We start from the raw sequence: 13,874 nt of genomic DNA, 5'->3' as shown, positions 1-13,874 counted from the left end.
ATAGCCGTCTAAATGGCTATCTGAGATGCAGGATGACGGATTTTAGTATATTATGCAAACTCATAATTTTCACAGAGATGATGAATAATTTTAATGAAGCCGATATTTTTAGAACTCCGTCATTTAAAAACGCTGATTGCATTGAAAGAAACCGGCAGTGTGTCGCTTGCCGCCAAACGGATTTACCTCACCCAATCTGCACTTTCCCATCAAATCAAACTGTTGGAAGAGCAGTATGGTCTCACCCTGTTTGAGCGTAAAACCCAACCGTTACATTTCACCGCTGCCGGGGAGCGCTTAATCAAGCTCGCCTATGATATTTTGCCGAAGGTGGTGGACGCAGAGTTGGATTTGGTGCGGGTGAAAGAGGGCGACGCAGGGCAGTTGCGGATTGCAGTCGAATGCCACACCTGCTTTGACTGGTTAATGCCGGCGATGGATTCGTTCCGCCAAAATTGGCCTTTGGTCGAGTTGGATATTGTGTCTGGTTTTCACACCGATACGCTCGGATTATTGCTGACCCACCGCGCGGACTGGGCGATTGTGTCGGAAGTGGAAGAGACCGCGGGAGTTGTGCACCAATCGCTATTTGGTTATGAAATGGTCGGGATTTGTTCGAAAGATCATCCGCTTGCGGCAAAAGCGGTGTGGCAGGCGGAAGATTTTGCCGACGAAACCCTGATTACTTACCCCGTGCCGGACGATATGTTGGATTTGTTGCGTAAAGTGCTTTATCCGCAAGGGATCAATCCGGCACGCCGCACCAGCGAACTGACGATTGCGATTATTCAGCTGGTCGCCAGTAAGCGCGGTATCGCAGCACTGCCGTATTGGGCGGTATTACCGTACTTGGAGCGCGGTTATGTGGTGGCGCGCAAAATCACCGATAACGGCTTGCAAAGCGAGCTGTATGCGGCGGTGCGCGAAAGTGATGTCAACACCGCCTTTGTGCAGGATTTTTATCACACCGTCAAATCGCAAAGTTTTTCCACCTTACCGGGCTTGTCGGTGTTGGATTAATCCAATAACTTAATCAGATCCGCCGCCTGTTCAATATAATTGCCGCCAAAGCGGTGGCTAAAATTGAGCAGGTAATAAAGCTGATAAATGCTTTTACGTTGCCGATAACCGTTATCAACCGGATTAATGCCGTTGTAGGCTTGATAAAATTCGCTCGGCATTGGTGTAAACAGCTCAAACAGAGCCAAATCACACTCCGAATCGCCCCAATAACATGCCGGATCAAACAGCACGATTTCGTTATCACAAATACCGAAATTTTTATGGTAGAACGCCCCGTGCAACAGTGCGGGCACAGGCTGATATTTGGCAAGATGGAAGCAGACCGAGGAAATAATGTCTTCAAACCGTCCGAATTCAATCCCTTTTTCTCTGCATAATTGCAACTGCCAACCGATTCGGTTTTCACTGAAAAAGGTTGACCAATTTTTTGACCATGCATTGGGTTGATACACCGGACCAAGCCAGGTGTCGTAATCAAAACCGTATTCTTGGTTGTTGCTATTGCTGTGCAACGCCGCCAACTGTGCGCCTAACTCTGCCATTTTATTGCTTGGCAACGGGGATAGTGATAAAGACTCTAGGAGAATAAAACTGACGTTTTCGGCACAACCTACGCCGTAAACCCGCGGCACACGCACCGTACCGCTCTTGGCTAATAACGTTAATTGATCGGCTTCGGTGCGGAACATCGAGCGATAGGTTTTGTCATTTACTTTGACAAAAACCGGTATATTACCGTCATCAATAATCCAAGCCTGATGCATTTCGCCGTCCGCAACAGGCGTTTTGGATTTAATCGTGTAGTAAGAACCGAATTGTTCAGCCAACAGCTGAGAAATTGCTTTCCACATCATTTACTCCTTGGTTTTGGTCGCCTGTTAACCTATCTTAGCCAGAATGGCTTGATTTTACTGTGATTTGGCTCAAACATTAGCAATTTTGCCGGAGTTATTGTCGATGATGGTAATCATTTGGCATATCTGCTAAACTACCGCCCTATTTTTTACACAGAATAGGTTTTTGCACAGAGTAGGTGCGAAAAATAAACTGATTTTAACAACCATTCATTTTAAACAAGTCGCCTGGCGTATGGGCGACCACTGTAAGGACAAATTTATGCCAATTATTACTTTACCTGACGGCTCACAACGTCAGTTCGATAATCCTGTTTCCGTATTCGAGGTGGCGCAAAGTATCGGCGCAGGGCTTGCCAAAGCGACTATTGCGGGGCGCGTGAACGGCGTGCGTAAAGACGCGGTGGATCTGATCAGCGAAGACAGCACCCTGGAAATCATCACCGCCAAAGACGAAGACGGCTTGGAAATTATCCGCCACTCATGCGCGCACTTACTGGGGCACGCAATCAAACAACTGTTCCCAAATGTGAAAATGGCAATCGGCCCGACGATTGACAACGGTTTCTATTATGATGTGGATCTTGACCGCACTTTGAATCAAGACGATTTGGACGCGATCGAAAAACGCATGCTCGAACTGGCGAAAACCGATTACGACGTGGTGAAAAAAGTGGTCAGTTGGCAGCAAGCCTACGACACCTTTAAAGCCCGCGGTGAAGAATACAAACTGGCGATTTTAGACGAAAATATCGAAAAAACCGCAACGCCGGCGTTGTATCATCATGAAGAATACATTGATATGTGCCGTGGGCCGCACGTTCCGAATATGAAATTCTGCCACCACTTCAAATTACAAAAAGTGGCAGGCGCATATTGGCGCGGCAACAGCGACAACAAAATGCTGCAACGGATTTACGGCACGGCATGGGCGGATAAAAAGCAACTGGCGGCTTATTTGCAACGTTTGGAAGAAGCGGCGAAGCGCGATCACCGTAAAATCGGCAAAGCGTTGGATCTGTACCATATGCAGGAAGAAGCGCCGGGCATGGTATTTTGGCACAACGACGGCTGGACGATTTTCCGCGAATTGGAAACGTTCGTGCGTACCAAATTGAAACAATACGATTATCAAGAAGTGAAAGGTCCGTTTATGATGGATCGGGTGTTGTGGGAAAAAACCGGACACTGGCAAAACTACGCCGACTTGATGTTCACCACCCAATCGGAAAACCGCGAATATGCGATTAAGCCGATGAACTGCCCGGGACACGTGCAAATTTTCAATCAGGGCTTGAAATCGTACCGCGATTTGCCGTTGCGTATGGCGGAATTCGGTTCTTGCCACCGTAACGAACCGTCCGGCTCGTTGCACGGTTTAATGCGCGTGCGCGGCTTCACCCAAGACGACGCGCATATTTTCTGTACCGAAGATCAGGTGGAAAGCGAAGTGACTTCGTGTATCCGCATGGTATACGACATTTACAGCACCTTTGGTTTCACCAATATTCAGGTTAAACTCTCGACCCGTCCGGAAAGCCGTATCGGTTCCGACGAGATTTGGGACAAAGCCGAAGAAGGGTTGGCAAATGCGCTGAAACATAACGGCTTAGCTTATGAAATTCAAGAGGGCGAAGGCGCATTCTACGGGCCGAAAATCGAATTTGCCTTGCGTGATTGTTTAGATCGGGAATGGCAATGCGGCACAATCCAACTGGATTTCGCCTTGCCGGGTCGTTTGAACGCCTCTTATGTGGCGGAAGACAACGAGCGCAAAGTGCCGGTGATGATCCACCGCGCGATTTTGGGTTCAATCGAACGTTTTATCGGCATTATCACCGAAGAATACGCCGGTTTCTTCCCGTCATGGCTCGCGCCGGTGCAAGCGGTGGTGATGAACATCACCGATTCGCAAGCGGATTATGTGCAAAACGTGGTCAAAACCCTGTCTGAAGCAGGCTTGCGTGTGAAATCGGATCTGCGTAATGAAAAAATCGGTTTCAAAATCCGCGAACACACCCTACGCCGCGTGCCGTATATGCTTGTTTGCGGCGACAAAGAAATCGAAGCCGGTAAAGTGGCGGTGCGCACCCGTAAAGGGCAAGACTTGGGCACATTCACCATTGATGAATTCACCCAACTGCTGAAAAATCAAGTTCACAGCCGTGAACTGAAATTGTTGGGCGAAGTATAATTTCTTTGATTCGATGGAAAAAGGCAAGTTTGGCTTGCCTTTTTTTATGTTGAATTGATAACATCTATAAAAGCGCAACCATCATCCTGCCAATGGCAATAACCACCGCACTTTATACGCAGTGCTTGATTTATCACAGCACAAAAAACGTTGTATTTTTTATAATCACATGAGACAAGCGGATTCGATTTACATATATATACCATGAATGAAGGAGGTGAAAAAATACATTAGTCCGCGAATTGCTCCAATTGGAATAAAAAGCAGCAAATCAACAACCGCCCATATAATTTCGTCATTTTCGACATCTTTAACAACGGCATAAACAGGAAAAACAATACACAATATTACATAAGAAAAGTAAAGTGCAATAGTTAGAAAATGAATCAATATTTCCCTGATCTTTTGCATGAAAGGTTTTTTATCCTATAGTAATTTTGCAAAATTTATATGTAAAAAGTCCGTAAGAGAGTAATTATTATCGATTCTACACCCTAAATGAGGTTCATTCAAGCGTAAAAATCATGAAAAATAGTCTATAGGTGAGTAAAATAAATTTGGATAGCAGTAAATGGCAAAATTAGATCCAACGGAAGTTGATCGTTTGATTGGAAAGCGAATTCAACAAAAACGGAAGGAGTGCGGTTTTTCGGCAGAAAAATTGTCGGAATTATTGGATATTTCACAACAACAATTATCACGCTATGAAAGAGGGACAAATAAAATTAATGTTTCCCATCTAGTGAGTATTGCAAATTTCTTACACACGCCGATCAGTTATTTTTTTATGGATTGTATGTTAGATTCCGATTGGAATAGCGACAGAATCGATCGCCATTGGCAAGCGTTAACACTACCGCAAAAAACGGCTTTTATCGCATTTCTCGAAAGCTTAGCGAACGGGTAGCGGAAAGTCATATAATCCTTAAAATTCCCTTGCATATCGCCTGATTTTTCTTTAAAATCTACGCCACTTTTTTGCCGTCTTTAGGTTAAAAGACGGTAAATTATTTCGGTTGCTCTTTGGTTACATGATTAGGTTGTGATTGTAAGGGCTGTCTTAAATTCATTAGAGGAAGAAAACTATTAAAGCGGTAAAACGAGTTCAGACGCAACGCCCAAATCGTATTAATGACGAGATTAAGGTGAAAGAAGTTCGCTTGATCGATGCAGAAGGTGAACAGGCTGGGATTGTCGGTATTCAACAGGCACTAGAGATGGCAGAGGCTGCCGCTTTGGATTTGGTTGAAATCAGTCCGAATGCAGAACCACCGGTATGCCGGATCATGAACTACGGCAAATTCCTTTACGAAAAAAGCAAGACGGCGAAAGAGCAAAAGAAAAAGCAAAAAGTTGTTCAGGTTAAGGAAATTAAATTCCGTCCTGGTACAGACGAAGGCGACTATCAGGTAAAACTACGCAGCCTGATTCGCTTTCTGGAAGATGGGGACAAAACCAAAATCACAATCCGTTTCCGCGGACGTGAAATGGCCCATCAACAAATCGGTGCCGATGTGTTGGAACGCGTGAAAAACGATCTGGCTGACATCGCCGTGGTGGAGTCCGCTCCGTCAAAACTGGAAGGCCGTCAAATGGTGATGGTGCTTGCGCCGAAGAAGAAGTAATCAGCGCCGACAAGTAATAAAGTGCGGTTGGCGCAAGCCAAACGCGTTTTTATTCGCCTGATTACATTGATTAATAATACAATGCGGAGTTAATCCAATTATGCCAAAAATTAAAACAGTACGCGGTGCTGCGAAGCGTTTCAAAAAAACGGCTTCCGGCGGTTTTAAGCGTAAACAATCTCACTTGCGTCATATTTTGACCAAGAAATCGACTAAACGTAAACGTCATTTACGCCACAAATCCATGGTTGCGAAAGCCGACCAAGTATTAGTGGTAGCCTGCTTGCCGTACGCATAGTTCATTTCATTCCAGTTAAAATAGATCAAAGGAGATCCCTATGGCCCGTGTAAAACGTGGTGTTGTTGCCAGAGCTCGTCATAAGAAAGTTCTTAAGGCTGCTAAAGGTTATTATGGTGCGCGTTCACGCGTGTATCGCGTTGCTTTCCAAGCGGTTATCAAAGCAGGTCAATATGCTTACCGTGACCGTCGCCAACGCAAACGTCAATTCCGTCAATTGTGGATCGCGCGTATCAACGCGGCGGCTCGTCAAAACGGATTGTCTTACAGCCGTTTCATCAACGGCTTGAAAAAAGCGTCTGTCGAAATCGATCGTAAGATCCTTGCCGATATTGCGGTGTTCGACAAAGTGGCTTTCAGCGCTTTAGTTGAAAAAGCAAAATCTGCTTTAGCTTAATAGATTAAGTTAACGCAACACGAGAAGGGAGCTAAGGCTCCCTTTTTGTTTATGCAACGTTTGCGCATTTCAAGTTATTGTATGGCAACATTATAAAGATATTTGCAATTTCCCGACATTTCTTGGAAAATAACTCGATTTTAAAACGTTATTCTGGCATTGGCGTTATGTTGATGTGTTATAAATCTTGCTAAAGGATATTATCATGAAAAAATGGATTGCGATTATTATTGTTGCCGTGATTGCCGGTGTTACTTTAATGAGCAGCTACAACGGATTAGTGCGGGCGGAGGAAGAGATTGACTCTGTGTGGGCAAACGTCGAGTCATCTTATCAGCGTCGTGCCGATTTGATTCCGAATATTGTCAATACCGTGCAAGGGCAAGCGAATTTTGAACGCGACACCTTGACCGGTGTGATTGAAGCGCGTGCCAAAGCGTCACAAACCAAAATCGACCCGGCGAATATGACGCAGGAGCAATTAAACCAATTCCAACAAGAGCAAAATTCGGTTGGTTCGGCATTATCCCGTTTGTTAGTCACGGTTGAACGTTATCCTGAACTGAAAGCGCATGAAGGTTTCATGAATCTGCAAGCGCAATTGGAAGGTACCGAAAACCGTATCAACAAAGCGCGTAACGATTTCAATACGGCGGCTCGCACTTATAACAGCTATGTGCGCCAGTTCCCGACCAAATTTGCGGCGATGATTTTCGGCTTTAAAGAAAAACCGTATTTCCAAGCGGCAGAAGGGGCGCAAAACGCGCCGGTTGTGAATTTCAACTAAAAGTGCGGTCAGACCATGCCATTATTTGCCAAATCAGCCATCGATAGTGCGTTAGTCGAAGCGGCGATTGAACAGTTAGAGTTGCAAACCGCTGCCGAAGTGCGGGTTTATATTGAGAAAAACGCCAAATTAAACGCGTTGCCGGAACATGCTGATCCGATAATTGCCCGTGCGCAGCAGATTTTCGCTGAGCTGGAAATGGAACAAACGGCGGCGAATAACGGCGTGTTGATTTATGTCGCCTTAAAACAACGCCGCTGTGCGGTGATTGGTGATCATGGCATTCATCAATTTGTGAACGATGAATTTTGGCAGCGTTGCTGTGATGTGATTAGCGCACAAGCGGCGCAAGGCAATTTGACCAAAGGGATTATTGCCGCGCTGTATCTGCTGGCGGAAAAACTCTCGCTCCATTTTCCGCGCCAAGCAGACGATGTTGATGAATTGCCGAATGAGGTGATCATTGATGAGTAAATTTTTTATGCCGCTACGCTACCTGCTGACCGCACTTTGCCTGTTTTTCAGCGTTAATGCGGTGGCGGTCGAATTGCCGGCTGTCCCGAATCCGTTTCGCTATGTCAGCGACTACACCAATGTGTTGAGCGCAGCCCAACAAAATGCGTTGGAAAGCAAATTGGCGGCTTACGCTAAAGAAACCAGCTCGCAAATTGCCTTGGTGATTATGCCGACCACCGGCGACAACGAGATTGCCGAGTTTGCCTTTGCTTTGGTGGATAAATGGGGAATCGGGCGTAAAGGGCTGAATAATGGCGTATTAATGCTGATTGCGTTGAACGATCGCAAGATTTTTATTGCACCGGGGCAGGGACTCGAGGGCGCATTGCCTGACGCGATGTTATCGCAATTAATCCGCAACGAGATCACACCGTATTTTAAACAAAACCAGTATTATCAAGGAATTGATAACGGTCTGAATGCGATTATCGCCGCGAGTAAAGGTGAATATGCGCCGCAAGCGGTGGAACGCGATAACGAAATGGATTGGATTCCACTGGTGTTTGTGGTGATCTTTATTCTTTTTGTTTTGTTCGGACGGATTAATGACAGTTATGTCACCCCAACCAATAACCACACCATCGGGCGCAACGGACAAGTGCTCCGTCGCCGTAATAACCGTAATAACGGTGGATTTGGCGGCGGCTTCGGCGGAGGGGGCGGCTTTGGCGGTGGTGGCTTCGGCGGCGGCAGCTCCGGCGGCGGTGGCGCCGGCGGCAGTTGGTAGTTGTCCGTTCCGTTGTTCGTTAAGAACAGGAAAGCGGTAAATTAAATTCCTGTTATTGAGTTAAAAGCGGGCTGTGATACAATCAGCCACCATTCATTTACAAGCAGGGATTGCCCTGCTTTTTACTGAGGTCATCATGGAAACATTAGATAAAATCAAACAGCAAATCAGCGAAAATCCGATTCTTCTTTATATGAAAGGTTCACCCAAGTTCCCGTCTTGTGGTTTTTCTGCCAGGGCAGTGGAAGCGTTAATTCATTGCCAAGTGCCGTTTGGTTATGTCGATATTCTGCAAAACCCGGATATTCGCGCTGAATTGCCGAAATACGCCAACTGGCCGACTTTCCCACAATTATGGGTGGAAGGCGAATTGGTCGGCGGCTGCGATATTATTATGGAAATGTTCCAACAAGGCGAATTGCAACCGATGTTAAAAGAAGTTGCCGCTAAACACGCTGAAACGGAACAAGCCTAAGTTTACTCGTTAAACTAACCGCACTTTGAATTAGTGAAATCGGAAATCAAAGTGCGGTTCTTTATTTTTGATAAATCAAAATATTAACTTACACTCATTTACTATGGCTTGCCTTATTTTACCCACAATGTCAATTATTCAGTTGAAGTAAATGTTATAGTTTGTGCTGTTTATTCCTGACAGAATTTTGTATAAATAATAGTTGTTACATAACAGAATACATATCACCACCACTCAAAATAGAGGAAAATAGCATGAAAACATCACATGACGTTTTAAATGATCCGTTTTTAAATAAAGGTACGGCATTTACATTGGCAGAGCGCGCCAAATTAGGCTTGATTGGTTTGTTGCCTGCTTGTGTGCAGACGCTGGATGAGCAATGCGGTCAAGCGTATGCGCAATTCCAAAAGAAAGATTCTCGGATTGAAAAGCGCCATTTTCTAATGGAAATTTTTAATACCAACCGCACGTTGTTTTATGCCTTGTTTAGCCGTCATGTGGTTGAATTTATGCCGATTGTTTATGACCCGGTGATTGCCGAATCGATTGAACGTTATGATGAACTGTTTGTTGATCCGCAATATGCCGCGTATTTGTCAATCAATGAACCGGAAAATATCGAAGCTACCCTGAAAAATGCCGCCAACGGACGTGATATTAGGCTGATTGTCGCAACCGATGCGGAAGGCATTTTAGGTATTGGCGACTGGGGCGTGAACGGTGTGGATATTTCCGTCGGTAAACTGATGGTTTATACCGCAGCCGCAGGAATTGATCCGAACAGCGTGTTGCCGGTGGTGCTGGATGTCGGCACAAACCGCGAGCAACTGCTCAAGGATCCGCTCTATTTAGGCAACCGCCACCAACGCGTACGCGGTGATCAATATTATCAATTCGTCGATCAGTTCGTGCAAAAAGCCGAAGCCTTGTTCCCGAAACTCTATCTGCATTGGGAGGATTTCGGGCGTTCGAATGCGGCGAATATCTTGAATAAATATCGCGATAAAATCCCAACCTTCAATGATGATATTCAAGGCACGGGGATTATCAGCCTTGCCGGGATTTTGGGCGCATTGAATATTTCTAAACAAAATATCACTGATCAAACCTATCTTTGCTTTGGCGCAGGCAGTGCCGGGGCCGGTATCACCAACCGTATTTACCAAGAGATGTTGCAACACGGCTTAAGCGAAAAAGAAGCGCGTGCCAAATTCTATATGGTTGACGTGCAGGGATTGCTGTTCGATGACATGGACGATTTGACCCCGGAACAACGTCCGTTTGCGCGCAGCCGTGCCGAATTTGCCAACAGCCATGAATTGACTTCACTTGAAGCGACCGTCAAAGCGGTGCGCCCGACGATTTTGGTCGGCACATCAACCCAAGGCGGTGCATTTACCGAAAGCATTATCAAAGAAATGGCGGCGCACACCGAACGTCCGATTATTTTCCCGCTCAGCAATCCGACCGAACTGGCAGAAGCGACCGCCAAAGATTTGCTGACCTGGACCGACGGCAGAGCCTTAGTCGCGACCGGCATTCCAACCGATCCGGTTGAGCTGAACGGCGTAACCTATGAAATCGGACAAGCAAACAATGCCTTGATTTATCCGGGCTTAGGCTTAGGCGTTCTGGTATCGGAAGCGCGGATTTTAAATGACACCATGATTTCCAAAGCGGCGCATTCGCTTGGCGGCTTGGTTGATCCTAACAAGGCAGGTGCAGCGGTGTTACCGCCGGTTTCAAGATTAACCGAATTTTCACGCACCGTTGCCAAAGGCGTAGCGCAAAGTGCGGTGGATCAGCAACTGAATAGACAGCCGATTGCCGATCTGGATAAAGCCATTGATGAATTGAAATGGATTCCGATTTATCAAGATCTCAGTAAATAAAAGGAACAGCCAATGCAATTTCTCTCTTCGATTGAAAGCACCTTGCCGATTTTGCTGATTATCGCCCTCGGTTACGGCTTACGAAAGAAAGGGTGGTTTGCAGATAGTTTCGGTGGCAATCTTTCAAAATTGATTTTGAATATTGCCTTGCCCGCAGGGATTTTTGTTTCGATTTTGAAATATTTAACCCGCGATACGCTGTTTTCGCTGTCGGGCGGTTTGGTCTATTTTGCATTGGCAACGGCGTTGGCGTATGTCGCCGCCTTTGCCTTAGCCAAATTGCTCAAGGTACGCCGCGGCAGACGCGGCGTCTTTATCAACGTGATCGTCAATGCCAACACGATTTTCATCGGCTTGCCGCTGAATGTCGCGCTGTTTGGCGATCTGAGCTTGCCGTATTTCTTGGTGTGCTATTTAGTCAATACGATTTCAACTTGGACGCTCGGCGCATGGTTGATTGCCAATGATGATCCGACGGTTGATCCGACGGCGCATAAAGGCGGTTTTGATCCGAAAAAACTGCTGACTCCGCCGATTGTCGGCGCAGCCTTGGCATTCGTGTTTCTGCTTGCGGATATTCCGTTGCCGACCTTTGTTAACTCGACGCTGGGTTATGTCGGCGAATTGGTGACGCCGTTAGCATTAATCTATGTCGGTATCGTGCTGGCGGACGCCGGTTTGAAAAGCATTAATTTTGACCGGGATACCAGCGTTGCTTTAATCGGACGTTTTATTTTAATACCGGCAATTACTATTGGGTTAATTCTGTTTGGTGCGGATTCACTTGGTTCATTGCCAGCAACAGAAGCTTATACACTGGTTGTCCAATCCGCCGTACCGGCATTGGCAGTGCTACCGATTTTGGCACACGCCGCCAACGGCGATGTGAAATACGCCACCAATACGGTCACCACCAGCACTTTGCTGTTTATCATCGTGATCCCAATCATCAACGCGATTTTGCCGTTGATCGCCTAATGCAATACCGCACTTTGCTTGTTTAATCCGTGCAAGTGCGGTTTTCTCTTGGTTTGAAAAGACATAAAAAAGGCGAATAAAGATATTCGCCTTTTACTGTTTAGCTCATAATCATAAGTGATTAACTCACCACATTGCCAATCAAACTGCGCGTGAGCACATTCACTTCCACCAGCTTAATTTGGAGCTGATCGCCGATTTGATAGGTTTTTTGATCGTTGATGTACAATGCCAGTTCGTCGCTATTGACGCTGATTTCCTCTTTTTTATCGTGCAGAGTCGAAATCGGTACAAACACGCTTGCGCCGTTTTCCGACAGTTGTACGCGCAGACCGCCGCGGCTGACATCTTGGATTTCGGCGGCGAAAATCGGGTTTTGTTCAACTATCGGTGCGAAATAAAGGGCGTATAACCAATCGGCGATATCGCGTTCCACCATGCGGTTTTGACGGCGTGCTTCTTGCAGGCGCGCTAAAATCGCGTCCGCCGGTTTGACCGCACTTTCATTCAAGAGACACTGTTTGATAATGCGGTGGTTCACCATATCGGAATATTTACGGATCGGTGAAGTCCAAGTGGCATAGGCGCTTAAACCTAAACCAAAGTGCGGTGCGGCTTCGGCTTTGAATTCGGCAAAGGTCAGGAAACGGCGCAGGCGCATTTCCAAAAAGCCGAAATCATATTGCTCGATATCGTGGCGCATTTGGCAATAGCCGTCGAGTGTGGTCAGCTTTTCAACGGAATAACGTTGTGCCAATTCCGCGCGATTGTCATCATTGGCAAGAGTCGCCAACAGGAAATCATGTGCCGATTGTTGGAATTTCGGATCGAACCCGCTGTGGGTGTTGAAGATACCGCACTTGGCGTGTTGATCCAAATAGTGTGCCGCACTGGTGTTGGCGATAATCATCGCTTCTTCCACGATTTGATTGGCGATACGGCGGTGTTTGGCGTGAATCGCTTTGACTTTGCCGTCTTGCTCCAACTCAAAACTGTAATCAGGGCGTTCTTTAAACAGCAAGGCGTGCGTTTTGCGCCACTCGATACGCGCAAGGGCAAATTGGTGTAATAATTCGATTTGCTGTGCGATTTTTTCATCGCTTGGTTGCCAATGATTCTCTACCTGTTCCAACAGATCGGAAACCTCGTCGTAATCCAATTTGGCTTTGGATTCGATCCACGCCGCAACAAAGTGCGGTTCGGCGCTGGTCTTGCCGTTGCGATCCGTTTCAATCGTACACACCAACGCCGGGCGTTTTTGCTGCGGCATTAATGAACACAGTTCGTCGGACAGCTCGCGCGGCAACATCGGAATGTTAAAACCGGGCAGATAGTTGGTGAAACAGCGCTGTCTGGCGTCAAGCTCGATTTGTGAATCCAATGGGATATAGGCGGTCGGATCGGCAATCGCAACGTGTAACTTCCAGCCGTTTTCCGTGGTTTCGATATACAGCGCGTCGTCCATGTCTTGGGTGGAAGCCGCGTCAATCGTGACAAAATCCAAGGCGGTCAGATCTTGACGTGACAGGGTTTGATCCAATTGATACGAATCCAGTCCGGCAACCGGCGTGCGTGGTTGTTGGTGACGGGCGAGCGTGACCCACCACGGTGCAAAATTGTCATCGCCACGGCAGATAAATTGTGTGACTTGCGCAAAAAATGCGCGGTCATCGCGTAGTGGGTGCTTTTGCAATTCCGCCACCACCCAATCGCCGTCTTGCAATTCTTCGCTGACGGTTTGGGCTTTGTTGGCGGCAATCAGGTTATTAATGTTCGGGTGATCGACCGTCAGTTGTAATCTTTTCTCTTTGTTGAACCGCACTTTGGCGATAAAACGGCTTAACATCGGTTCGATTAACGTTTCCGGTTCGGCATTTTCTTTATCGCCGTTGCTTTCGATCACCGCTTTGATCTTGTCGCCGTGCATGACTTTTTTCATTGCCGGCGGGGTGATGAAATAGCTTTTTTTATCGCATTCCAAAAAGCCGAAACCCTTATCGTTGGCTTTCACCGTGCCTTCGGCGCGCGGCTTGTTTTCACGGATTTGTTGCTTAAGTTGGCTTAACAGCGGATTGTTTTGAAACATGATGTTCTGTCCTATTAAA

The 13,874-nt window shown here is 46.6% G+C and carries 14 protein-coding genes; 12 read left to right on the top strand and 2 right to left on the bottom strand.

All coding sequences use genetic code 11. The annotated features are described in order from the left end of the window. Positions 1–93: 93 nt before the first annotated feature. Entirely contained in the window at positions 94–1,020 is a 927-nt protein-coding gene (locus ACWA5Z_RS11735) for a LysR family transcriptional regulator (protein ID WP_431052591.1), read from the top strand. Here the strand turns inward: ACWA5Z_RS11735 and ACWA5Z_RS11730 are convergent. Continuing rightward, positions 1,017–1,874 carry a fructosamine kinase family protein gene (locus ACWA5Z_RS11730; protein WP_431054347.1) on the bottom strand — a complete coding sequence of 286 codons (858 nt, stop codon included), beginning with the start codon at positions 1,872–1,874 and terminating at the stop codon, positions 1,017–1,019. The genes ACWA5Z_RS11735 and ACWA5Z_RS11730 overlap by 4 nt on opposite strands. Positions 1,875–2,139: 265 nt before the next feature. Here ACWA5Z_RS11730 and thrS point away from each other — a divergent pair, with 265 nt between their 5' ends. From thrS to ACWA5Z_RS11675, 11 genes are all read left to right on the top strand, one after another. Beyond that, positions 2,140–4,071: a threonine--tRNA ligase gene (gene thrS / locus ACWA5Z_RS11725; protein ID WP_431052590.1), complete on the top strand. Its 1,932-nt coding sequence runs from the start codon at positions 2,140–2,142 to the stop codon at positions 4,069–4,071. 571 nt (positions 4,072–4,642) lie between these two features. Then, positions 4,643–4,978, top strand: coding sequence for a helix-turn-helix domain-containing protein (locus ACWA5Z_RS11720; RefSeq protein ID WP_431052588.1), 336 nt, complete (start codon positions 4,643–4,645; stop codon positions 4,976–4,978). A gap of 238 nt (positions 4,979–5,216) precedes the next feature. Then, complete coding sequence (gene infC / locus ACWA5Z_RS11715) at positions 5,217–5,696, top strand: translation initiation factor IF-3 (protein ID WP_449343106.1); 480 nt, start codon at positions 5,217–5,219, stop codon at positions 5,694–5,696. Between the two features lie 100 nt (positions 5,697–5,796). Further along, positions 5,797–5,994, top strand: coding sequence for a 50S ribosomal protein L35 (rpmI, locus tag ACWA5Z_RS11710; protein ID WP_034613912.1), 198 nt, complete (start codon positions 5,797–5,799; stop codon positions 5,992–5,994). A gap of 40 nt (positions 5,995–6,034) precedes the next feature. After that, positions 6,035–6,391 (top strand): 50S ribosomal protein L20, encoded by a 357-nt coding sequence (rplT, locus tag ACWA5Z_RS11705; protein WP_431052585.1) that lies wholly within the window; start codon positions 6,035–6,037, stop codon positions 6,389–6,391. 205 nt (positions 6,392–6,596) lie between these two features. Further along, a complete protein-coding gene (locus tag ACWA5Z_RS11700) occupies positions 6,597–7,178 on the top strand; it encodes a LemA family protein (RefSeq protein WP_431052583.1) in 582 nt (193 codons plus the stop codon). Between the two features lie 15 nt (positions 7,179–7,193). Beyond that, entirely contained in the window at positions 7,194–7,652 is a 459-nt protein-coding gene (locus ACWA5Z_RS11695) for a TPM domain-containing protein (RefSeq protein WP_431052581.1), read from the top strand. Next, positions 7,645–8,421 (top strand): TPM domain-containing protein, encoded by a 777-nt coding sequence (locus ACWA5Z_RS11690; protein WP_431052579.1) that lies wholly within the window; start codon positions 7,645–7,647, stop codon positions 8,419–8,421. The genes ACWA5Z_RS11695 and ACWA5Z_RS11690 overlap by 8 nt, the downstream gene beginning before the upstream one ends. A gap of 136 nt (positions 8,422–8,557) precedes the next feature. Continuing rightward, the gene (gene grxD / locus ACWA5Z_RS11685) at positions 8,558–8,896 is read left to right on the top strand and encodes a Grx4 family monothiol glutaredoxin (protein WP_431052577.1); all 339 of its coding nucleotides are present in this window, start codon (positions 8,558–8,560) and stop codon (positions 8,894–8,896) included. Between the two features lie 254 nt (positions 8,897–9,150). After that, entirely contained in the window at positions 9,151–10,791 is a 1,641-nt protein-coding gene (locus ACWA5Z_RS11680) for a malolactic enzyme (RefSeq protein ID WP_431052575.1), read from the top strand. Positions 10,792–10,803: 12 nt separating this feature from the next. Further along, positions 10,804–11,769 carry an AEC family transporter gene (locus ACWA5Z_RS11675; protein WP_431052573.1) on the top strand — a complete coding sequence of 322 codons (966 nt, stop codon included), beginning with the start codon at positions 10,804–10,806 and terminating at the stop codon, positions 11,767–11,769. 121 nt (positions 11,770–11,890) lie between these two features. Here the strand turns inward: ACWA5Z_RS11675 and rnb are convergent, their stop codons facing one another. Then, a complete protein-coding gene (rnb, locus tag ACWA5Z_RS11670) occupies positions 11,891–13,855 on the bottom strand; it encodes an exoribonuclease II (protein WP_431052571.1) in 1,965 nt (654 codons plus the stop codon). Positions 13,856–13,874 lie beyond the last annotated feature (19 nt).

Source organism: Testudinibacter sp. P80/BLE/0925, assembly GCF_053570785.1.
This window is presented reverse-complemented; position numbering and strand designations above follow the sequence as displayed.